The organism is Rhizobium sp. CIAT894, from assembly GCF_000172795.2.
Classification (GTDB): Bacteria; Pseudomonadota; Alphaproteobacteria; order Rhizobiales; family Rhizobiaceae; genus Rhizobium.
This window is the reverse complement of record NZ_CP020951.1, coordinates 257,503-278,874: the sequence shown is the minus strand read 5'-3', so window position 1 is coordinate 278,874 and position 21,372 is coordinate 257,503. Positions and strand designations below refer to the sequence as shown.

General features: G+C 63.5%; 22 protein-coding genes. 12 read left to right on the top strand and 10 right to left on the bottom strand.

Annotated features, from left to right (window positions below; translation table 11 throughout):
* Positions 1-3 precede the first annotated feature (3 nt).
* Both RHEC894_RS27685 and RHEC894_RS27680 read left to right on the top strand, forming a co-directional pair.
* Complete coding sequence (locus tag RHEC894_RS27685) at positions 4-762, top strand: fumarylacetoacetate hydrolase family protein (RefSeq protein ID WP_085739912.1); 759 nt, start codon at positions 4-6, stop codon at positions 760-762.
* Between the two features lie 128 nt (positions 763-890).
* On the top strand, positions 891-1,670 hold the full coding sequence (locus RHEC894_RS27680) for an ATP-binding cassette domain-containing protein (protein WP_085740142.1): 780 nt from the start codon (positions 891-893) through the stop codon (positions 1,668-1,670).
* An 8-nt stretch (positions 1,671-1,678) separates the two neighbouring features.
* Here RHEC894_RS27680 and mmsB read toward each other — a convergent pair whose 3' ends face one another.
* From mmsB to RHEC894_RS27640, 8 genes are all read right to left on the bottom strand, one after another.
* The gene (mmsB, locus tag RHEC894_RS27675) at positions 1,679-2,560 is read right to left on the bottom strand and encodes a 3-hydroxyisobutyrate dehydrogenase (RefSeq protein ID WP_085739911.1); all 882 of its coding nucleotides are present in this window, start codon (positions 2,558-2,560) and stop codon (positions 1,679-1,681) included.
* Between the two features lie 9 nt (positions 2,561-2,569).
* Complete coding sequence (locus RHEC894_RS27670; protein ID WP_085739910.1) at positions 2,570-4,165, bottom strand: GMC family oxidoreductase N-terminal domain-containing protein; 1,596 nt, start codon at positions 4,163-4,165, stop codon at positions 2,570-2,572.
* Between the two features lie 68 nt (positions 4,166-4,233).
* Entirely contained in the window at positions 4,234-5,223 is a 990-nt protein-coding gene (locus RHEC894_RS27665; protein ID WP_085739909.1) for a branched-chain amino acid ABC transporter permease, read from the bottom strand.
* Between the two features lies 1 nt (position 5,224).
* Entirely contained in the window at positions 5,225-6,112 is an 888-nt protein-coding gene (locus RHEC894_RS27660) for a branched-chain amino acid ABC transporter permease (protein WP_085739908.1), read from the bottom strand.
* A gap of 4 nt (positions 6,113-6,116) precedes the next feature.
* On the bottom strand, positions 6,117-6,356 hold the full coding sequence (locus RHEC894_RS33175; protein ID WP_164517724.1) for a hypothetical protein: 240 nt from the start codon (positions 6,354-6,356) through the stop codon (positions 6,117-6,119).
* Between the two features lie 2 nt (positions 6,357-6,358).
* Positions 6,359-7,060 (bottom strand): ABC transporter ATP-binding protein, encoded by a 702-nt coding sequence (locus RHEC894_RS27650; protein WP_085739907.1) that lies wholly within the window; start codon positions 7,058-7,060, stop codon positions 6,359-6,361.
* Positions 7,060-7,842 carry an ABC transporter ATP-binding protein gene (locus tag RHEC894_RS27645; protein ID WP_085739906.1) on the bottom strand — a complete coding sequence of 261 codons (783 nt, stop codon included), beginning with the start codon at positions 7,840-7,842 and terminating at the stop codon, positions 7,060-7,062. The genes RHEC894_RS27650 and RHEC894_RS27645 overlap by 1 nt, the downstream gene beginning before the upstream one ends.
* A gap of 5 nt (positions 7,843-7,847) precedes the next feature.
* Positions 7,848-9,053, bottom strand: coding sequence for an ABC transporter substrate-binding protein (locus RHEC894_RS27640; RefSeq protein ID WP_085739905.1), 1,206 nt, complete (start codon positions 9,051-9,053; stop codon positions 7,848-7,850).
* A 174-nt stretch (positions 9,054-9,227) separates the two neighbouring features.
* Here RHEC894_RS27640 and RHEC894_RS27635 point away from each other — a divergent pair, with 174 nt between their 5' ends.
* A complete protein-coding gene (locus tag RHEC894_RS27635) occupies positions 9,228-10,181 on the top strand; it encodes a LysR family transcriptional regulator (protein ID WP_085740140.1) in 954 nt (317 codons plus the stop codon).
* Here RHEC894_RS27635 and RHEC894_RS27630 read toward each other — a convergent pair whose 3' ends face one another.
* Positions 10,182-10,520 carry a cupin domain-containing protein gene (locus RHEC894_RS27630; RefSeq protein ID WP_085740139.1) on the bottom strand — a complete coding sequence of 113 codons (339 nt, stop codon included), beginning with the start codon at positions 10,518-10,520 and terminating at the stop codon, positions 10,182-10,184.
* A gap of 174 nt (positions 10,521-10,694) precedes the next feature.
* Here RHEC894_RS27630 and RHEC894_RS27625 point away from each other — a divergent pair, with 174 nt between their 5' ends.
* The 4 genes from RHEC894_RS27625 (at position 10,695) to RHEC894_RS27610 (ending at position 14,404) form a co-directional block, all read left to right on the top strand.
* Complete coding sequence (locus RHEC894_RS27625; protein WP_085739904.1) at positions 10,695-11,882, top strand: acyl-CoA dehydrogenase; 1,188 nt, start codon at positions 10,695-10,697, stop codon at positions 11,880-11,882.
* A gap of 91 nt (positions 11,883-11,973) precedes the next feature.
* A complete protein-coding gene (locus tag RHEC894_RS27620; RefSeq protein ID WP_085739903.1) occupies positions 11,974-12,435 on the top strand; it encodes a DUF4126 family protein in 462 nt (153 codons plus the stop codon).
* The gene (locus RHEC894_RS27615; protein WP_085739902.1) at positions 12,432-13,793 is read left to right on the top strand and encodes an FAD-containing oxidoreductase; all 1,362 of its coding nucleotides are present in this window, start codon (positions 12,432-12,434) and stop codon (positions 13,791-13,793) included. Before RHEC894_RS27620 ends, RHEC894_RS27615 begins: the two co-directional genes overlap by 4 nt.
* Before the next feature lie 41 nt (positions 13,794-13,834).
* Positions 13,835-14,404: a DedA family protein gene (locus RHEC894_RS27610; protein WP_085739901.1), complete on the top strand. Its 570-nt coding sequence runs from the start codon at positions 13,835-13,837 to the stop codon at positions 14,402-14,404.
* Positions 14,405-14,419: 15 nt separating this feature from the next.
* On the opposite strand, the gene RHEC894_RS27605 is transcribed toward RHEC894_RS27610, so the two are convergent.
* Complete coding sequence (locus RHEC894_RS27605) at positions 14,420-15,463, bottom strand: NAD(P)-dependent alcohol dehydrogenase (RefSeq protein ID WP_085739900.1); 1,044 nt, start codon at positions 15,461-15,463, stop codon at positions 14,420-14,422.
* A gap of 497 nt (positions 15,464-15,960) precedes the next feature.
* Here RHEC894_RS27605 and RHEC894_RS27595 point away from each other — a divergent pair, with 497 nt between their 5' ends.
* From RHEC894_RS27595 to kdpC, 5 genes are all read left to right on the top strand, one after another.
* Positions 15,961-16,323: a copper resistance protein CopC gene (locus tag RHEC894_RS27595; RefSeq protein WP_085739898.1), complete on the top strand. Its 363-nt coding sequence runs from the start codon at positions 15,961-15,963 to the stop codon at positions 16,321-16,323.
* 300 nt (positions 16,324-16,623) lie between these two features.
* On the top strand, positions 16,624-16,713 hold the full coding sequence (gene kdpF / locus RHEC894_RS27590) for a K(+)-transporting ATPase subunit F (RefSeq protein WP_085739897.1): 90 nt from the start codon (positions 16,624-16,626) through the stop codon (positions 16,711-16,713).
* Between the two features lie 69 nt (positions 16,714-16,782).
* Positions 16,783-18,486 (top strand): potassium-transporting ATPase subunit KdpA, encoded by a 1,704-nt coding sequence (kdpA, locus tag RHEC894_RS27585; protein WP_085739896.1) that lies wholly within the window; start codon positions 16,783-16,785, stop codon positions 18,484-18,486.
* A 63-nt stretch (positions 18,487-18,549) separates the two neighbouring features.
* Positions 18,550-20,607 carry a potassium-transporting ATPase subunit KdpB gene (gene kdpB, locus RHEC894_RS27580; RefSeq protein WP_085739895.1) on the top strand — a complete coding sequence of 686 codons (2,058 nt, stop codon included), beginning with the start codon at positions 18,550-18,552 and terminating at the stop codon, positions 20,605-20,607.
* A 60-nt stretch (positions 20,608-20,667) separates the two neighbouring features.
* Positions 20,668-21,237 carry a potassium-transporting ATPase subunit KdpC gene (kdpC, locus tag RHEC894_RS27575; protein WP_085739894.1) on the top strand — a complete coding sequence of 190 codons (570 nt, stop codon included), beginning with the start codon at positions 20,668-20,670 and terminating at the stop codon, positions 21,235-21,237.
* The last annotated feature ends 135 nt before the right edge of the window (positions 21,238-21,372 follow it).

Below are 21,372 nucleotides of genomic sequence, written 5' to 3'. Positions count from 1 at the left end.
AGCATGACAGAAGCATTCGATCCGCGCGCGCTTGCAGCCAGGCTTCACGGCCTGCACCAGGCCGGCCGGCAGGAGGAAACGGGCACTTTCACGCTGCCGGCCGATCTGCATCAGGCGATGGAAGCGCAAAATTTCCTCACGGCGGCCGACGGCGTTTCCAGCAATGCCTGGAAGGTGACGGTCTCGCCGCAGGGCCTGGCGGTCGCTGCTCCGCTGCATCCCTATGCCGAAGCCGTCTCCGGCGCCGATATTGCCTGGTATCCCGGGCTGAAATTCGAGACCGAGATTGCCGTGCGCCTCGGCAGGGATCTGCCGATCCGCGCAGGCACTCCTTACAGCCGCGCCGAAGTGGTCGAGGCGATCTCCACCGTTCATCTCGGGGCCGAACTGCTGGTCAGCGCCGTCCGGGAAAGCGGCGGCGTTTCCTTTCTGCTGTTCGTCGCCGACCGGCTCGGCAATAGCGGCTATGTCCTCGGTCCCAAGATCGACAAGAGCGCTGTCGACACCGCCGGCGGCACACCGCTCAAGGTCACCCATGCCGGCCGCATCATCTATGACGGTCCGGCGCAGCATCCGAAGGGCGACGTTCTCACCTGGCTCGTCGACTACGCCAATGACGGGCTGCGCCCCGAAGCATCGCTGAAGGCAGGCGCGCTGATCACGACGGGCACGTTGAGCGGCGCAATCGAACTGGCCGAACCCGGCGCGATCGACATCCTCTTCGGCAATGTCAGGCTGAGTTTTTCGGTGTCGAAGATATGATCGACGCCGATTCTGGCTGCGGTGGCGACCATGCCCGCATGGCCGTCTTCACGCTCGGCAGAAAATGTTAAGTTGACAATCCAGGTTTAGTTTTGCAGGAACCTGCCATGCGGAACCTGGAGCAGACCATGCCTTCGTCTTTCCTTGCCCTGTCTGACATCACCTATGCCATTGGGCCGAAGCCGATCCTCCATGGCATCGACCTGACCCTCGATCAGGGCCGCATCTACGGTCTGGTCGGCCCGAACGGCTCCGGCAAAAGCACGCTTTTGAAGATCATCGCCCGGCAGGTCGCGCCGCAATCCGGCGCCATCTCCTTCGGCGGCAAGGCGGCGGCGGACTGGGGCGCACGGGAATTTGCCCGACACGTCGCCTATATGCCCCAATTCACCCCGGCGACCGACGGGATGACCGTGGGCGAACTGGTGGCGCTCGGCCGTTTTCCCTGGCACGGCACCCTCGGCCGCTTCACCGCAACGGATCGCAGCAAGGTCGAGGAAGCCATCGCCCGCACCGAGCTTGAGGACTTTGCCGATCGTCCCGTCGCCAACATGTCCGGCGGCGAACGCCAGCGCGCCTGGATCGCCATGATGCTCGCCCAGGATGCCCGCTGCCTGCTGCTCGACGAACCGACATCGGCACTCGACCTCGCCCACCAGGCAAGCGTTCTCTCCCTGGTGCAGGATCTCAGCCACGAACGCGGGTTGACCGTCGTCATCGTGCTGCACGATATCAATCTTGCCGCGCGTTACTGCGACGCGATCGTCGCGCTCAGCCGCGGCCGGATCACCGCCGAAGGCACGCCCGCCGAGATCATGCAGGCCGACACGCTGCATTCGATTTTCGGCGTCGGCATGGGCGTCTTCCCGCATCCGGTGCGCAAAGAGCCGGTCAGCTATCTCCTGTAGGCCGTCGGCTATACCTTTTCGCGGAACATCTCGATGATGGCGGAAAAATCCCGTCCGCCATTGCCCTGCTTTTCGAAGAGCGCGAAAAGCTGGGCCGCTTCCGCACCCATCGGCGTGGACGCACCGCTCGCCAGCGCCGCCTCCTGCGACAGCCTGAGATCCTTCAGCATCAGCGCTGCGGCAAAACCCGGCTTGTAACCGTTGTTGGCAGGCGAGGTCGGCACGGGTCCCGGTACCGGGCAATAAGTATTGATCGCCCAGCACTGGCCCGACGAGGTGGAGGCGACGTCGAACAGCGCCTGATGCGAGAGGCCGAGTTTCTCGGCAAGCACGAAGCCTTCACAGACGCCAATCATCGAAATGCCGAGGATCATGTTGTTGCAGATCTTTGCCGCCTGGCCGGCACCCGCCTCGCCGCAATGGACGATCTTTTTGCCCATCGCCTCGAGGATCGGCTTCGCCCGGGCGAAGGCCTCGTCCGAGCCGCCCGCCATGAAGGTCAACGTGCCCGCGGTCGCCCCGCCCGTGCCGCCGGAGACGGGCGCGTCAAGCGACGGGCAGCCTGCGGCCTTGGCCATCTCATGCGCCTTGCGGCTGCTGTCGACATCGATTGTGGAACAATCGATGACAAGCGTGTCCTGCGCAGCCGTCTGCAGGATGTCGGTCCAGGCCGTCAGCACGTGTTTGCCCTGCGGCAGCATCGTGATGACGATTTCGGCGTCCTTCACCGCTTGGCTGGCGTGGCTCGCCGCTTTGACGCCGCTCGCCTCGGCCACCTTCAGCACGGGAGCGGCGAGATCGAAGCCAAGGACTTCGTGACCTGATTTGACGAGATTGGCCGCCATCGGCCCGCCCATGTTGCCCAATCCGATGAATGCGATCCTTGCCATGGTCTTCTCCTATCGATTGTCTTCAAGGATCATCGCGGCCGCCTTTTCGGCGATCATGATGGTCGGCGAATTGGTGTTGCCCGAGGTGATCGACGGCATCACCGAGGCGTCGGCGATCCTGAGCTTGCCGAGCGCGCGCAGTTTCAGCCGGGGATCGACGACGCTGTCCCGGTCGGCGCCCATGCGGCAGGTGCCGACGGGATGGAAAATCGTCGTGCCGATATCGCCCGCCGCCCGCTCCAGATCGGCCTCGGTCTGGTAGGCCGGCCCCGGCTTGAACTCCTCCGGCCGGAAGCGGGCGAACGAAGGCTGCGCGACGATCCTGCGCGTCAACCGTATGGAACGGACAGCTATGTCACGATCGCGCTGCGTCGAGAGGTATTTCGGGCTGATCGTCGGCTGGGCGGCAAAATCCGGGCTCGACAAATGCACCGAACCCCGGCTTTCAGGCCTCAGATTGCAGACGCTCGCGGTGATCGCCGGGAAGGGATGGACGGGATCGCCGAACTTCTCCAGCGAGACCGGCTGCACGTGATATTGCAGATCAGGCGTTTCCCGGTCCGGACCCGAGCGGGTGAAGATGCCGAGCTGGCTCGGCGCCATCGCCATCGGCCCGGAGCGGCGGACGAGATATTCGAGCCCGATCGCCGCCTTGCCAATCAGCTTCGTCGCCTTCTCGTTCAACGTCGGAACGCCCGTCACCTTGTAGGCCAGGCGCAATTGCAGATGGTCCTGCAGGTTCTCGCCGACGCCCTTCACCTCGGCAAGAACGTCGACGCCAGCCCGGCGCAGCACCTCGCCTTTGCCGATGCCGGACAGTTCCAGAATATGCGGCGAGCCGATCGAGCCGGCGGAAAGGATGGTTTCCCTGGCCGCATAGGCGCGCTTGGCAACACCGTCGTGCTGGAACTCGACGCCGGCAACAGTGCCCTCCTCCAGCAGCAGCCGGCGGACCTGCGCCTTGGTCAAAACGGTCAGGTTGGCGCGCTTCATTGCTGGGCGCAGAAAGGCCTTGGAAGTGTTCCAGCGAATGCCGGACCGCTGGTTGACGTCGAAATAGCCGGAACCCTCGTTGCTGCCGCGGTTGAAATCCGCCGTCTCCGGAATCCCTGCTTCCCTCGCCGCCTGCTGGAAGGCGTCGAGCACGGCCCAGCGCACCCGCGCCTTCTCGATGCGCCATTCGCCGCCCGCCCCATGCATGTCGTCGGCGCCGCGATAAAAATCCTCGGACTTCATGAAGAAGGGCAGAACGTCGTCCCAGCCCCAGCCGGCGCAGCCCATCTGGCGCCAGAGATCGTAATCGCGCGCCTGGCCGCGCATATAGATCATGCCGTTGATCGACGAGCAGCCGCCGAGCACCTTGCCGCGGGGATAACTCAGCGCCCGGCCGTTCAGCCCCGCTTCCGGCGCCGTGGTGAAGCACCAGTCGGTGCGAGGATTGTTGATGCAGTAGAGATAGCCGACCGGGATATGGATCCAGTGGTAATTGTCGCTGCCGCCGGCTTCCAATAGCAGCACCCGGCTCCTGCCGTCGGCGGATAAGCGGTTGGCGAGCACGCAGCCGGCGCTGCCCGCCCCGATGATGATGTAGTCGTAACGATCCATATGCGCCCTGCACGAACTCCAGATGCTCGCCGCTTCCCCTCCCCGAGGACGGGAAGAGGTTCGCCCATTCAGCGGCGATAAACAAAACCCAGCTTCCGCCCCAGCCGCGAGGCGTAGAATTCGCCGATGACGCCGCGGCGGAAGATCAGTACGCAGACCATGAAGACGATGCCGGTGATGATCGTCACCGGGAATTCCGAGGTGGCGAGGTAGTTTTCCAGCGCCACCACCAGCCCGGCGCCGAAGAGCGGGCCGATCAGCGTGCCGATGCCGCCAAGCAGCGTCATCAGGATCACCTCACCCGACATCTGCCAGGCGACGTCGGTGAGCGTCGCGAACTGGAAGACGATCGATTTCACTGCGCCCGCAAGCCCGGCCAGCGCCGCCGACATGACGAAGGCCCCGAGCTTGTAGCGCGCCACGGAATAGCCGAGCGAGATCGCCCGTTGCTCGTTTTCGCGGATCGATTTCAGGATCATGCCGAAGGGCGAATTGATGAAACGCCAGATGATCAGCACGCCGATCAGGAAAACCGCCAGCACGAAATAATACATATTGGTCGAGCTGTTCAGATCGATGACGCCGAACAGGTGACCGCGCGGCACCGACTGGATGCCGTCCTCGCCTTCGGTGAACTTTGCCTGCAGACAGAAGAAGAAGAACATCTGCGACAGCGCCAGCGTGATCATCGCGAAATAGATGCCCTGGCGGCGGATCGCGAAGAAACCCATGATCAGGCCGAGAAAGGCCGCACCCGCCACGCCGACCAGGATGCCGAGTTCCGGCGGCAGCCCCCATGCTTTCACCGTATAGGCGGTGAAATAGGCCGCACCGCCGAAGAAGGTGGCATGGCCGAAGGAAAGCAGGCCGGTATAGCCGAGCAGCAGGTTGAAGGCACAGGCAAAGAGCGCGAAGCAGAGCAGCTTCATCAGGAAGATCGGATAGAAGAAGAACGGCGCCAGCAGCAGAAGCAGCAGTCCCACGAGCAGGAAGCCCGCCTGCACCGATAGGGCGGTCCGGCTTTTTTCCGTTCGGATGGTGTCGGTGATGTCAGCCATGTCAAGCATCCCGGCCGAAGAGGCCCGCGGGCCTGATGAGAAGCACGATCGCCATGATGACGAAGATCACGATGTTGGAAGCCTCGGGATAGAAGACCTTGGTCAGGCCTTCGGCGATGCCGAGCACATAACCGGTGATGATCGCGCCCATGATCGATCCCATGCCGCCGACAACGACCACGGCGAAGACGACGATGATCATGTTCGAGCCCATCAACGGCGAGACCTGGTAGATCGGCGCCGCCAGCACGCCGGCAAAGGCGGCAAGACCGGCGCCGAGCGCATAGGTCAGCGTCAGCAGCACCGGCACGTTGACGCCGAAGACCTGCACCAGCACGGCGTTTTCGGTGGCGGCCCTGAGATAGGCGCCGAGCTTGGTCTTTTCGATCAGCAGCCATGTGCCGAGGCAGACGACCAGCGAGACGACGACCACCCAGCCGCGATAGATCGGCAGGAACATGAAGCCGAGATTGGCCCCGCCAGCAAGCGCTGCCGGCGTCGCATAGGGCTGGCCGGACGAGCCGTAGAGATAGCGGAAGGTGCCTTCGACCGCGAGCGCCAGCCCGAAGGTGAAGAGCAGGCCGTAGAGCGGATCGAGATCGTAGAGCCGGCGCAGGAACAGCCGCTCGATGACGGCACCGGCAAGCCCGACGATGACGGGCGCCAGGATCAGCGACGGCCAGTAGCCGATGCCGGCATAGGTGAGCAGCAGATAGGCGACGAAGGCGCCGAGCATATATTGCGCGCCATGGGCGAAGTTGATCACCCTGAGCAGGCCGAAAATGATGGCGAGGCCGAGGCTCAGCAGCGCATAGAACGAGCCGTTGATCAGGCCGATCAACAGCTGGCCGAGCAGCGCCTGCAGGGGAATGCCGAAGATCATCGTCATCTGGTCATACTCCCGAGGTGAAGTTCGAGGCCGGCCATGCGCAGTCCTCTACGCTTCCCTCATTCCTGTGCTCGTCACAGGAATCCAGCAGCGCCGCGTCTGCGGCGCGAAGGAGTCGTTTCGGCCCAAAGACTTGGGCCGGCTGGATTCCTGTGACATCGCTCGGGTCGCGCCCGAGCACAGGAATGAGGGAGGAGATGTTGACGCCCAATATCCCGGAAGAATATCCGAAGGTCATCATCATACCTAAACTCCCAGAACCTTGTGCAGCGTATCCATGCGCTGCGGCAGTTCGCCGACCGGGAATTCCGACACCATCTGCCCATGATCCATCAGATAGAAGCGATCGGCAATACGGCTGGCGAAACGGAAATTCTGCTCGACGAGCAGGATCGTCATGCCGCGCTCCTTGAGTTTCTTCAGCACGTCGCCGATGCGCTGGACGATGACGGGGGCAAGCCCTTCCGTCGGTTCGTCGAGGATGAGCAGCCGCACACCGGTGCGCAGAATCCGGGCGATCGCCAGCATCTGCTGCTCGCCGCCTGAGAGTTTAGTGCCCGGGCTGCCGCGGCGCTCGTAGAGATTGGGAAAAAGCTCGTAGATCTCGTCGAGCGTCATGCCGCCGTTCGCCACGACAGGCGGCAGCAACAGGTTTTCCGAAACGGTGAGCGTGGAAAAGATGCCGCGCTCCTCCGGCACGAAGCCTATGCCGCGATGCGCCGTCTTGTGCAGCGGCACCTGCATCATGTCGCTGCCGGCAAAGCTGATCCTGCCCTTGCGGGCCCGCACGATGCCGGTGATGGTGCGCAGCGTCGTCGTCTTGCCGACGCCGTTGCGGCCGAGAATGGTGATCGTCTCGCCTTCGCCGACATGCATGTCGACGCCGTGCAATATATGGCTTTCGCCGTACCAGGCGTTGAGGCCCTGGACTTCGAGCAGAGCGGCCATCAATGCTCCTCCGTGCCCATATAGGCCACACGGACGCGCTCGTCCTGGCTGACGGTGGCATAGTCGCCTTCGGCGAGGATCTCGCCGCGCTGCAGCACGGTGACATGCTGACAGATATTGGCGACGACGGAGAGATTGTGCTCGACCATCAGCACCGCCCGGTCGCGGGCGACGTCGCGGATGATCGCCGAGACGACGCCGACATCCTCATGCCCCATGCCGGCCATCGGCTCGTCGAGCAGCAGCACTTTCGGATCGAGCGCCAGCGTCGTGGCGATCTCCAGCACCCGCTTGCGGCCATAGGAAAGATCGGCGGCGAGATGATCGCGCTCCTTGGACAGCCCGACGCTGGCGAGCAACTGCTCGGCGCGCTCGTTCAGCCGGTCGAGCGCCGAAAGCGGCCGCCAGAACTGCGTGGAAAGATTGTTCGGCCGCTGCAGCGCCACGCGCACATTGTCGAGCACGGACAGATGCGGGAAGACCGCCGAGATCTGGAAGGAGCGCACCAGCCCCATGCGCGCCACCCTGTCGGGCGGCGTTCCGGTGATGTCGGTGCCCATCAGCGTGATCGAGCCCGCCGTCGGCTGCAGGAACTTGGTCAGCAGGTTGAAGACCGTTGTCTTGCCGGCGCCGTTCGGGCCGATCAGCGCATGCACGCTGGCGTCATGCACGTCGAGATTGACGTTCTTGACGGCCGTGAAGCCACCGAAATCGCGGCGCAGGCCGCGGGCGGAAAGCACCACCCGCGGCTTTGCCTGCGTTTCAATCGCGGAAACCGCCATCGCGCTTACTTCACCAGATCGCAGCCGCTCTTGGCGGGATCGATATAGGCCTCCTTGCCGGGAATGGTGGCGAGAACGTTGAAGTAATCCCACGGCTCCTTGCTGTCGGCCGGCTTCTTGACCTGCAGCAGGTACATGTCGTGGATCATGCGGCCGTTGGCGCCGACCGTGCCGCCGCGGCCGAAGACGTCGTCGACGGGCATTTCATGCAGCAGCTTGGCGACGGCTTCCGTATCGTCGGTGCCGGCCTTCTGCACCGCCTTCAGATATTGCGTCACCGCCGAATAGGTGCCGGTGTGGATCATGTTCGGCATCTTGCCGGTGCGGGCGAAGAACTTCTTGGCGAAGGCGCGGCTTTCGTCGTCGCGGTTCCAGTAGAAGCCTTCCGTCAGCGTCAGGCCCTGCGCCGCCTCGAGGCCGAGGCCGTGGACTTCGGCAAGCGTGAAGAGCAGCGCCGCCAGATGCTGGCCGCCCTGGGTGATGCCGAATTCGGCCGCCTGCTTGATGGCGTTCGAGGTGTCGAGGCCGGCATTGGCAAGGCCGATCACCTTGGCGCCTGATGATTGCGCCTGCAGCAGGAAGGAGGAGAAATCCTGGGTCGACAGCGGATGGCGGACGGCGCCGACGACCGTGCCGCCGCTCGCCTTGACATAGTCGGTGGTCTGCTGCTCCAGCGAATAGCCGAAGGCATAATCGGCGGTCAGAAAGAACCAGCTGTCGCCGCCCTGCTTGACGAGCGCGCCGCCGGTGCCGACGGCGAGCGCATGGGTGTCGTAGGCCCAATGGAAGCCGTAGGGCGAGCACGCCTTGCCGGTCAGATCCGTCGTCGCTGCACCGGTGACGATGTCGATCTTCTTCTTTTCCTTGGCAATCGCCTGGACGGCGAGCGCCACCGACGAGGTCGTCAGTTCCATGATCGCGTCCACCTGCTCGGTGTCATACCACTGGCGAGCGATGTTGGAGGCGATATCCGGCTTGTTCTGGTGATCGGCATCGACGATCTCGACCGGAACGCCCAATACCTTGCCGCCGAAATCCTCGACCGCCATCTTGGCGGCCTCGACGGAAGACTTGCCGCCGAAATCGGCATAGACGCCCGACTGGTCGTTCAGAATGCCGATCTTGACCTTGCCGTCGGTCGCGCTCTGCGCGAGCACCGCTGTGCTGCTTGCAAGCAGAAATGCAACCGATGCAATGAGATTCTTACGCATATTCTCTCCTCCCAGAGATGAGCCAAATTGCGGATCTGTTCAGATTTGGCCAGCCGCACTCCTCAGAACGGCGAACCTCGCCCTACGATCATGGAAATTCCTCGTTGAAGCAACGGGTGGTTTACAACTAATTCCAAACAGTATCTGTTCGTTTTTGAACAGATGGGGACGGCGATGACCAATCCACCGCAGTTTACTTGGGACGATCTTCAGTTTTTTCTAGCCGTCGCCCGCACCGGACAGCTCTCGACGGCGGCACGCCAGCTGCGTTCCAGTCATGCCACGGTTTCGCGGCGCATCGACCGGCTGGAATTCACCCTGAAGGTCAAGCTCTTCGAGCGCAATCCGCGCGGCTATGTGCTGACGGCCATGGGCACGCGCTTCGTCGAAACGGCCGAGCGGATGGAGCAGGAGACCGAGCGGCTGCGCGCCGACCTTGCCGATGGCTCGATGGCGCAGCGCGGCCTGGTGCGCCTCAGCGCGCCGGAGGGTTTTGCCAATTTCTTCTTCGCCACCGTGCTGCCGCGGTTTGCCGCGCAGCATCCGCATCTGTCGCTCGAGCTGGTGACGATCCAGCAGATCATGTCGCTGTCGCGCAAGGAAGCCGATCTTTCCGTCGTGCTCGATGAGCCGAAGGGCGGGCCTTATTTCGCCGAGAAGCTGACGGACTATCATCTGCAGATCTACGGCTCGCGCGACTATCTGGCAAAGGCGCCCGCGATCACCCGCCGCGAGGACCTGCTTGAGCATCCCTTCGTCAGCTATATCGAGGAGATGATTTTCGCGCCGGGGCTGGATTATCTCAGCGATGTGCATCCGCGCATCAAGCCGCAATTCCAGAGCTCCAGCATCTTCGCCCAGCTGACCGCCACCCGAAACGGCCTCGGCCTCTGCATCCTGCCCTATTTTTTCGCCAGCCGTTATCCCGAGCTCGTGCGGGTGCTGCCCGCGGAGATCGACCTCAAGCGCCAGTACTGGATCACCTGCCACCGCGACCTGAAACAGGCGCCGCGCGTGCGCGCCGTCATCGACTTCCTGCGCGAGGCGGTGCGCGGCGAGGATGCGCGCTTCGTGCCGCCCTATGTCACGCCAGCCGGCCCGGTGCGCCGATCGGAAGTGGAAACCTGACTATTTCAGGAATTCGGCCCGATGCGGGGTGAACGCATCGATCAGCCGGCCCTTTTCCAGCGCCTTGACGCCGTGGACGAGATTGGGCGGCACGATGAAGCTGCCGCCCTGCTTGAGCACCTCCGTGCGGCCATCGATCGTCACTTCGAAGCTGCCCTCGGCGACATAACTTGCCTGGATATGCGGATGCGAATGGGCCGCACCGACGGCGCCGCTTTCGAAGGCCACTTCCACCATCATCATCTCGGGCAGATAGGTCATGATGCGCCTGGTAACGCCGGGCTCGGGATTGACCCATTCGGCGCCTTCGGCCGATACGAACAGATCGCTTGACGACATTTCCGTCTCCTCGTTCCAGAATCGATCGCGGGCAAAGTGGATCATGCCGACGCTTTTGAAAAGATGGCGGTCCCTGTCTTTTCGAGAGGGTCGCCTTTAGTTGACGCGCTCGGCTGGCGGGTCTATGCGACCTTGGATGAGGCAAGCCTGAATTAATGGTGAGGAGACGCCGACATGCAGCATACGCGCGAGGTTTTCGACTGGGCCGACCCGTTCCGGCTGTCGGAGCAGCTGACCGACGAAGAGCGCATGGTGCAGGATACGGCCCATGCCTATGCGCAGGAAAAGCTTGCGCCGCGCGTTCTCGACGCCTTCCGCAATGAAAAGACCGATCCCGAAATCTTCCGCGAAATGGGCGCGCTCGGCCTGCTCGGCCCGACGATCTCGCCCGATTACGGCGGCGCCGGCCTCGGTTATACCGCCTACGGCCTGATCGCCCGCGAGGTCGAGCGGGTCGACAGCGGCTATCGTTCGATGATGAGCGTGCAGTCGTCGCTGGTCATGGTGCCGATCGAAACCTTCGGGTCCGAGGCGCAGAAGCTGAAATACCTGCCGAAACTTGCAACCGGCGAATGGATCGGCTGCTTCGGCCTGACCGAACCCGATCACGGCTCCGATCCCGGCTCGATGGCGACACGCGCGAAAAAAGTCGACGGCGGCTACAGCCTGACCGGCTCGAAGACCTGGATCTCGAACGCGCCGATCGCCGATGTCTTCGTCGTCTGGGCCAAGACCGAGGACGGGCTCATCCGCGGCTTCATCCTCGAAAAGGGCTGGAAGGGGCTTTCGGCGCCCGCCATCCACGGCAAGGTCGGCCTGCGCGCCTCGATCACCGGCGAAGTGGTGATGGACGGGGTCTTCGTGCCCGAGGAAAATCTCCTGCCCGGTGTCACCGGCCTCAAGGGGCCGTTCACCTGCCTCAACTCGGCCCGTTTCGGCATCGCCTGGGGCGCGCTCGGTGCTGCCGAGGATTGTTATGCAAGAGCACGGCAATATACGCTGGAGCGCAAGCAGTTCGGCCGGCCGCTCGCGGCCAACCAACTGATCCAGAAGAAGCTCGCCGACATGGCGGCGGAGATCTCGCTCGGCCTGCAAGGCTGCCTGCGGCTCGGCCGCATGAAGGAGGAAGGCCATCCGCCGGTGGAGCTGACCTCGATCCTCAAGCGCAACAGCTGCGGCAAGGCCCTTGAGATCGCGAGGGCGTCCCGCGACATGCTCGGCGGCAACGGCATCTCCGACGAATTCGGCATTGCCCGCCATCTCGTCAACCTCGAAGTGGTCAACACCTACGAGGGCACGCACGACATCCATGCGCTGATCATCGGCCGCGCAATCACCGGCATCGCCGCCTTTGCGAACTAAATCTCCGGCGCGGCAAGGCGAATTGCCACGCGCCTGACAATATGCAACCTTCCCTCTGGCGGCACGAAGCCGGCAATGAGGGGGATCACGCATGTTTCTGCTTCTTGCATTGCTGATCGGTGTCATCTCCGGCCTTCGCACCATGACGGCGCCGGCCGCCGTCGCCTGGGGCGCGGCACTCGGCTGGTTCGACGTGTCGCAGACGCCGCTTGCCTTCCTGGGGTATCGGTGGACACCGTGGATCTTCACGGTTCTCGCCATCGTCGAACTGATCGCCGACCAGCTGCCGTCTACGCCCTCGCGCAAGGTGCCGATGCAATTCGGTGCCCGTATCGTCTCGGGGGCGCTGTCGGGTGCTGCGATCGGGGCCGCCAGCAGCCTGCTGTTCGGCGGGCTGGTCGCCGGCGTGATCGGCGCCGTGATCGGCACCTATGGCGGGGCGGCCGTCCGCGCCAAGCTTGCCGGCTCCTTCGGCAGGGACCTGCCGGCCGCTCTCATCGAGGATGCCGTCGCGGTCATCGGCGCGGTGCTGATCGTGGGGGCCGTGTCATGAAGAGCTTCGATGCCATCGTCATCGGCGCCGGCCAGGCCGGCCCGTCGCTTGCCGCCCGCATGGTCGACAAGGGCATGAAAGTGGCGCTGATCGAGCGCAAATTCCTCGGCGGCACCTGCGTCAATGCCGGCTGCATGCCGACGAAGACGCTGGTCGCCAGCGCCCGCGCCGCCCATGTCGCGAGAAACGGTGCCGCCTATGGCGTCAATATCCCCGGTGAGATCGCCGTCGACATGAAGGTGGTGAGAGCCCGGGCCGAAACGGTGACGATGAATGCCCGCAACGGCCTGATCGGCTGGCTCGGCGGCATGGACGGCATGAGCGTGATCTACGGCCACGCCCGTTTCGAGAGCCCGAAGACCGTCAGCGTCAACGGCGAGACACTGACGGCGCCGCGCATCTTCCTGAATGTCGGCGCGCGGCCCGTCATTCCCGAGCTGCCCGGTATCAATGATATCGACTACCTCACCAGCACCTCGATCATCCATGTCGATAGGCTGCCGCGGCATCTGGCGGTGATCGGCGGCAGCTATATCGGCCTGGAATTTGCGCAGATGTATCGCCGCTTCGGCGCCGAAGTCAGCGTCATCGAACACGGGCCGAAGCTCGCATCGCGCGAGGACGAGGATATATCGGACGTGATCGCCGAGATCCTGCGTTCGGAAGGCATCGGCGTCCACACCGACGCCGATAAGATCGCCTTCGCCAGCAACGGCAGCGGCGTGAGCGTCACCGCCGGCTCGGCGACGATCGATGCGAGCCATGTGCTGATCGCCACCGGCCGCAAACCGAATACCGACGATCTCGGCCTCGATGTCGCCGGCGTCGCCACCGACAAACGCGGCTTCATCACGGTCGACGACAGGCTCGCCACCAATGTCGAGGGCATCTGGGCGCTCGGCGACTGCAACGGCCACGGCGCCTTCACCCACACCTCCTACAATGATTTCGAGATCGCCGCCGCCAACCTGCTCGATGGCGACGACCGCAAAGTTTCGAGCCGCATCCCGGCCTATGCGCTCTATATCGACCCGCCCCTCGGCCGCGTCGGCATGACGGAGAAGCAGGCGCGGGAGTCGGGACGCAGGATCATGGTCTCGACCCGGCCGATGAGCCGCGTTGGCCGCGCCAACGAGCGCGGCGAGACCAAGGGCTTCATGAAGGTGATTGCCGACGCCGAGACCAAGCAGATCCTCGGCGCGGCGATATTGGGCATCGAGGGCGACGAGGTGATCCATGGGCTTATCGACGCGATGAATGCGGGCACGACCTATCCGGCCTTGCAATGGTCGGTGCCGATCCATCCGACAGTGTCGGAGCTGATCCCAACGCTGCTTGGCGATCTGAAGCCCGTTTGACGGTGACCTGACGCTTCGGGAACAGGTGAGGGCGAGCCGTCATGTCTATCGAACTGCTGATCGAAAATTACGGCCTGCTGGCGATCTTTCTGGGCGCCGCCTTCGAAGGCGAAACGGCCGCCTTCCTCGGCGGCGTGATTTCCCACCGCGGGCTGCTGCCCTATTGGTCGGCGTCGCTCGCGGCCACGGCCGGATCTTTCGCCGGCGATCAATTGTGGTTCCTCGCCGGTCGTTACGCGGCCCGCTGGAGCCTCGTGCGGCGGCTGATGGAAAAGCCGGCGCTCGCCCGCGTTACCGAACTTCTGGAAAAATATCCGACAGGCTTCATCCTTGCCTTTCGTTTCCTTGTCGGGTTGCGGACGATCAGCCCTGTCGTCATCGGAACGACGCGGATACCGACCGGAAAATTCGTCGTCTTGAACGCCGCAGCCGCGCTGGTGTGGGGACAGCTTTTCACCGCGCTCGGCTATTTGTTCGGGCACGGCATCGAGCAGATATTGGGCCACCTTTCCCTTCACCGGCATCTGCTGGTGGCCATCGGCGCCGCGGCTGTCGTCGCGGCTGCGGCCCTTGCCTTTCGCAAGATGAGACCGAGCGCCGGGCACTCATAGAAGTGGCGCGGCGCCCTACTCCATCACGATCTGCAGCTTGACGTCGCTCGGCCTCGCCTCGACGGCGCGATCGAAGGCCTTGATCGAATCCGCGAACGTGAAGGTCTCCGATATCAGCGGCTTCAGGTCCACGCGCCCCGAGGCGAGCAGCGCGATCGAGCGCTCATACTGGTGCGCGTAGCGGAACACCGTCTCGATGCGGATCTCCTTGGTCGAGGCCGTGGAGACGTCGAAACCAACAGGGTTGACCGGCAGGCCGACGGCGACGATGACGCCGCCCGGGCGCGGCAGCGCCATGATCGTCTCCCAGGCCTTCGGCGAACCGGAGCATTCGAAGACGACATCGGCACCCCAGCCGTCCGTCAGCCGGCCAACCTCCTCGATCAGGTTCGTCTCGCGAATATTGACCGGAATGACGCCCTGATATTGCGCTGATATATCGAGCTTCGGCTGGGCGAGATCGGCGACGATCGCCCGGGCGCAGCCGCCTGCAAGAGCGGCGATCGCCACCATCGTGCCGATCGGCCCGGCGCCAAGCACGATCGCGGTATCGCCTGGTGTAATCTTCGCCTTGCTCGCCGCCTGCATGCCGACGGCGAAGGGCTCGACCATCGCGCCTTCGGCGAAGCTGACATTGTCGGGCAGCTTGAACGTGTAATTGGCGGGATGCACGACTTCGGGCGTCAGCACGCCATGGACCGGCGGCGTCGCCCAGAAGGTCACGGCCGGGTCGATATTATACATGCCGAGCCGGCTTGCCTTGGAATTCGGATCGGGAATGCCCGGCTCCATGCAGACGCGGTCGCCGACGTTCAGATGCGTCACACCGGCCCCGACCTCGACCACCGTGCCGGCCGCCTCATGGCCGAGCACCATCGGCGCGTTGACGATGAAGGGGCCGATCTTGCCGTGGGTATAATAATGGACATCGGAACCGCAGACACCGACCGTATGGATCCTGATTTTCACCTCGCCGGGACCGGTTTCGAGCGGCAGATCGATATCGCGAAGCGCAAGCTCATGCTGGCGCTCCAGCACCAGCGCACGGACTTTGGTCATGATCGGTTTCCTTCCCTATTGCCCCGCGGTTCATCGCGTGCCGTTGAAGCGACTATAAGACTGTAAGGCGCGGCAATTCAATCGTTGAGACCAAGCTTTTGCTCAACATATGATGAAATGCCCATTTTCCATAATCCGAAAGATTTGCCTTCCAAGACCTCCGTATGATTCCAGCCGGGGCCATCGGAGAGTACATTTTGCATTCGAGATCCAGACCATGAGGACAGGCAGAGAGCGATGAAGAACGATCACGACAATGCCGGCGGAAAGCGGTCTTCCGGCCCGACGATATCAAGGTCAATCCGGCAATTCTGGCAGCGGCTTGTGGATCTGATCGCCGCGCTGCCGAAAGGTCCCCGGCCGCGGCCGGCGCGCGTTATCGCAAAAACTAGGGATCGAAATCCTCCCCCGCAGCGTTAAAGTGATGCGTCGGCATGGCGTCACGGAAGCATGACGGCTCCGGGCACATGCGGGTCGGCACGATAAGGAAGACCATCATGAAGTCGATCGCGTCATTCTGTCTGTTTGTCTCCCTTCTCTTCATCGCAAGTGAGGCGTCTGCGGCCCTGGAACAAGCCTCTCTTCCGCCGCAGCAGCAGGAAGTAAGGTTGGCGCCGGCCAACCTCGAACTCACCTTCACCGGCCCGGTCGATCTTGCCCGTTCGACGGCCGTGCTGCTCAATGCCGAGGGTACGGCGCTGCCCACCGGCAAGCCGTTTCTCTCCGGTCCCGAGGGATCGATCTTCAAGATTCCGCTCGATCCTGCCATGGCGCCCGGCCTCTATACGGTCGACTGGCGCGTCCTCTCGATGGACGGCCGCAGCGCCGAAGGCCAATACCGGTTCCGGGTCGATCCTTGAGCCCGTTCGCTGAAAAGCATTTATAAGATTTTTATATTGACGGACCCCCGCCCGTCTCGAACCTTTATGGCCTTCGGCTCCATATTCATGCCCGAGAGATCGAACGATCCTCTCCACGCCAGAAAGCATGAAAGGCGGCCCTTCCAAGGGAGGGGCGCCCTTTGTCTTGTCTGACTCCAAGAAAGCAACAGGAGTCACGATCATGATGGATATCATTCTGCTTGGCACCGCGATCATATTCTTCGCGCTGTGCTTTGCCTACACCAGAGCCTGCGACAGGCTGTGACCGGAGAAACGACGATGACCCTCGATTATCTCTTGAGCGGTGCCGTAACCGTGTTTCTCACCGTTTACCTCACCTACGCTCTCCTTCGCCCAGAACGCTTTTAAAGAGAACCGGCGCTTCTGATGTCGCTCACGCGCGACCGGGAGCCAGCCGGGTATTGAAAGTTTACCTCCATGACCCTCAACGGATGGCTTCAGATCCTGCTTTATTGCGGGATCGTCCTCGTGCTCGTCAAACCGCTCGGCGGTTACATGACCCGTGTCTACAACGGCGAGCGCACATTCCTGTCACCCGTCCTCGTTCCGATCGAACGGGGGCTTTACCGCATTGCCGGCACCAGCGAACGCGAAGAGCAGCATTGGACCTCCTATGCCTTCGCGATGCTGATGTTCAACCTGCTCGGCGTCCTCGTCCTCTACGCGCTCCTGCGCCTGCAGGACGTCCTGCCCTATAATCCGGTCGGCATGGCCGCCGTTCCGCCGGACCTTTCCTTCAATACCGCCGTCAGCTTTCCCACAAATACCAACTGGCAGAACTATGGCGGCGAAAGCACCATGTCGTATCTCACCCAGATGGCCGGCTTCACGGTGCAGAACTTCCTGTCCGCCGCGACCGGCATGGCGATCGCGGTCGCTTTCATCCGCGCCTTCTCGCGCGCCTCGGGCAAGGCGATCGGTAATTTCTGGGTCGATATGATCCGCGGCACCTTCTACATCCTGCTGCCGATCTGCATCGTGCTGACCATCGTCTTCGTCTATCTCGGCGTGCCGCAAACGCTCGGCCCCTATGTCAATGCAACGACACTCGAAGGCGCACAGCAGACGATTGCCGTCGGCCCCGTCGCCTCGCAGCTTGCGATCAAGATGCTCGGTACCAATGGCGGCGGCTTCTTCAACGCCAACTCCGCCCATCCGTTCGAAAACCCCGATGCGATCTCCAACCTCATCCAGATGGTTTCGATCTTCGCGATCGGTGCGGCGCTGACCAACGTCTTCGGCCGCATGGTCGGCAATCAGCGCCAGGGTTGGGCGATCCTCGCCACGATGGGCGTGCTGTTCCTCGCCGGGGTCATCGTCACCTATTGGGCGGAAGCCGCCGGCAACCCGCTGATGCACGCCTTCGGTCTTGGCGGCGGTAATATGGAAGGCAAGGAAGTCCGCTTCGGCGTCGCCCTGTCCTCGCTCTTTGCGGTTATCACCACGGCCGCCTCCTGCGGCGCGGTCAACGCGATGCACGGCTCGTTCACCGCGCTCGGCGGCCTCATTCCGCTGATCAACATGCAGCTCGGCGAGATCATCGTCGGCGGTGTCGGCGCCGGCTTCTACGGCATCCTGCTGTTCATTATCGTCGCCGTCTTCGTTGCCGGCCTGATGGTCGGCCGCACGCCGGAATATCTTGGCAAGAAGATCGAGGCGAAGGAAATGAAAATGGCTGTCCTCGCCATCCTCTGCCTGCCGCTCGCCATGCTCGTCTTCACCGCGATCGCCACGGTGCTGCCGTCGGCCGTCGCTTCGGTCGGCACCGCCGGCCCGCACGGCTTCTCCGAAATCCTCTATGCCTACACCTCGGCTGCGGCCAATAACGGCTCGGCTTTCGGCGGCCTGACGGGCAATACGCCCTGGTACAACATCACCCTCGGCATCGGCATGCTCGCCGGCCGCTTCCTGGTGATCATCCCGGCGCTTGCCATCGCCGGCTCGCTGATCGTCAAGAAGACGGTTCCGGCCTCGGCAGGCACCTTCCCGACCGACGGCCCGCTCTTCGTCGGCCTGCTCGTTGGCACCATCCTGATTGTCGGCGGCCTGACCTTCTTCCCGGCGCTGGCCCTCGGCCCGATCGTCGAACACCTGGTCGCGATTGCCGGACAAACCTTCTGAGGCGATGCCCGACCCTGCATCGCCGGGGTCCTTCGCCATCCTCGTTTCAAGCTGGAGTCTCTTATGAGCCAGGCAAAATCCGCGAGCATCGTCGATTCTCGCATCCTCATTCCGGCAGCGGGCGCCGCCTTTAAAAAGCTCGATCCGCGCGCACTCGCCCGAAACCCGGTCATGTTCGTGGTGGCCACGGTCTCGGTGCTGACCACCGTGCTCTTTCTACGCGACCTCGTCGCCGGCAACGGCAATCTCGGCTTCTCCTTCCAGATCAATCTCTGGCTCTGGTTCACCGTGCTCTTTGCCAATTTCGCCGAAGCCGTCGCCGAAGGCCGCGGCAAGGCGCAGGCGGATTCGCTGCGCAAGGCGCGCACCGAAACCCAGGCCAAGCTGCTGACCAACAATGGCAGCGACTATCGCATGGTGCCGGGCACCAGCCTCAAGGTCGGCGATATCGTGCTCGTCGAGGCCGGCGACATCATCCCCTCGGACGGCGAAGTCATCGAAGGTGTCGCCTCCGTCAATGAAGCGGCAATCACCGGCGAATCCGCCCCGGTCATCCGCGAATCCGGCGGCGATCGCTCGGCGGTCACCGGCGGCACCCAGGTGCTGTCCGACTGGATCCGCGTCCGCATCACCGCCGCCGCCGGCTCGACTTTCATCGACCGGATGATCGCGCTGGTCGAAGGTGCGGAACGCCAGAAGACGCCGAACGAGATCGCGCTCAACATTCTGCTGGCCGGCATGACGTTGATCTTCGTGCTCGCCACCGCGACGATCCCGAGCTTTGCCATCTATGCCGGCGGCTCGATCCCGATCATCGTGCTCGTCGCCCTCTTCGTCACCCTGATCCCGACGACGATCGGCGCGCTGCTGTCGGCGATCGGCATTGCCGGCATGGACCGTCTCGTCCGCTTCAACGTGCTCGCCATGTCCGGCCGCGCCGTCGAAGCCGCCGGCGACGTCGATACGCTGCTGCTCGACAAGACGGGCACGATCACCCTCGGCAACCGCCAGGCGACGAGCTTCCGCCCGGTGCGCGGCGTCTCCGAACAGGATCTTGCCGACGCCGCCCAGCTTGCCTCGCTGGCCGACGAGACGCCTGAGGGACGTTCCATCGTCGTGCTCGCCAAGGAGAAATATGCGATCCGCGGCCGCGACATGGCGAGCCTCAAGGCGACCTTCGTGCCCTTCACCGCCCAGAGCCGCATGAGCGGCGTCGATCTTGAAGGCGCCGCGATCCGCAAGGGTGCGGTCGATGCCGTGCTGACCTATGTCAATGGCGACGCGCCTTCGAAAAACGGCAGCGAGGTCGTGCGCGAACTGCAGTCGATCGCCGACGAGGTCGCCAAATCGGGCGGCACGCCGCTCGCCGTCGCCCGCGACGGCCGGCTGCTCGGCATCATCCAGTTGAAGGATATCGTCAAGGGTGGCATCCGCGAACGCTTCACGGAGCTGCGCCGCATGGGCATCCGCACCGTGATGATCACGGGCGACAACCCGCTGACGGCAGCGGCCATCGCCGCCGAGGCCGGCGTCGACGATTTCCTCGCCCAGGCGACCCCGGAGATGAAACTGGCGCTGATGCGCGAGGAGCAGGCCAAGGGCAAGCTGGTCGCCATGTGCGGCGACGGCACCAACGATGCGCCGGCGCTCGCCCAGGCCGATGTCGGCGTCGCTATGAACACCGGCACGGTCGCCGCCCGCGAGGCCGGCAACATGGTCGATCTCGATAGCGACCCGACCAAGCTCATCGAGATCGTCGAGATCGGCAAGCAACTGCTGATGACGCGCGGCGCGCTGACGACCTTCTCGATCGCCAACGACATCGCCAAATACTTCGCCATCATCCCGGCGATGTTCCTGACCTTCTACCCGCAGCTCGGCGTGCTCAACGTCATGGGACTGTCGACGCCGCAAAGCGCCATCCTCTCGGCGATCATCTTCAACGCGCTGATCATCATCGCGCTGATCCCGCTGTCGCTGAAGGGCGTGCGTTACCGGCCGATCGGCGCCGGCGCGCTTCTGTCACGCAACCTGCTGATCTACGGCCTCGGCGGCATCCTCGTTCCCTTCATCGGCATCAAGGCGATCGACATGGCCATCGCAGCCCTCGGCCTCGCCTAGCGGAAGACCCGGTTCCTCGCCGGAACCGGTCTCCGCCTGAACACTCCAAGGAGTAAGAACATGTTGAAAGAATTGCGTCCGGCCGTCGTCATGATCGTCGCCACCACCGCCATCACCGGCCTTCTCTACCCGCTCGCCATGACCGGGGCGGCCCAGGCCCTCTTCCCCGCCCAAGCGAACGGCAGTCTGGTCGAGAAGAACGGCCAGGTGATCGGCTCGACCCTGATCGGCCAGGCCTTCACGTCGGACAAATATTTCCACGGCCGCCCCTCGGCCGCCGGCGACGGCTACAATGCCGCCGCCTCCAGCGGCTCGAACCTCGGCCCGACCAGCCAGAAACTGATCGACCGCGTCAAGAGCGACTACGAGGCGGCCAAGGCGGAAAACCCGACTGTCCAGGTGCCCGCCGACCTCGTCACCGCCTCGGGCAGCGGCCTCGATCCCCATATTTCGCCGGAGGCCGCCTACTTCCAGGTGGCTCGTGTCGCCAAGGCGCGGAACCTGGATGAAGCCAAGGTCAAGGCGCTGGTCGACGGCGCCGTCCAGGCCCGCGAACTCGGCCTTCTCGGCGAACCCACCGTCAATGTTCTGGCGTTGAATCAGAGGCTTGATGCTTCTATGACTGAGTAAAGGTAGGCGGGCCACAACCTCGCCCTCATTCCTGTGCTTGTCACAGGAATCCAGCCACGCGAAGTCTTTCGCGTGAAAGAGTCCTTAGCGTCGCGGACGCGACGCTGCTGGATCCCTGTGACGAGCACAGGGATG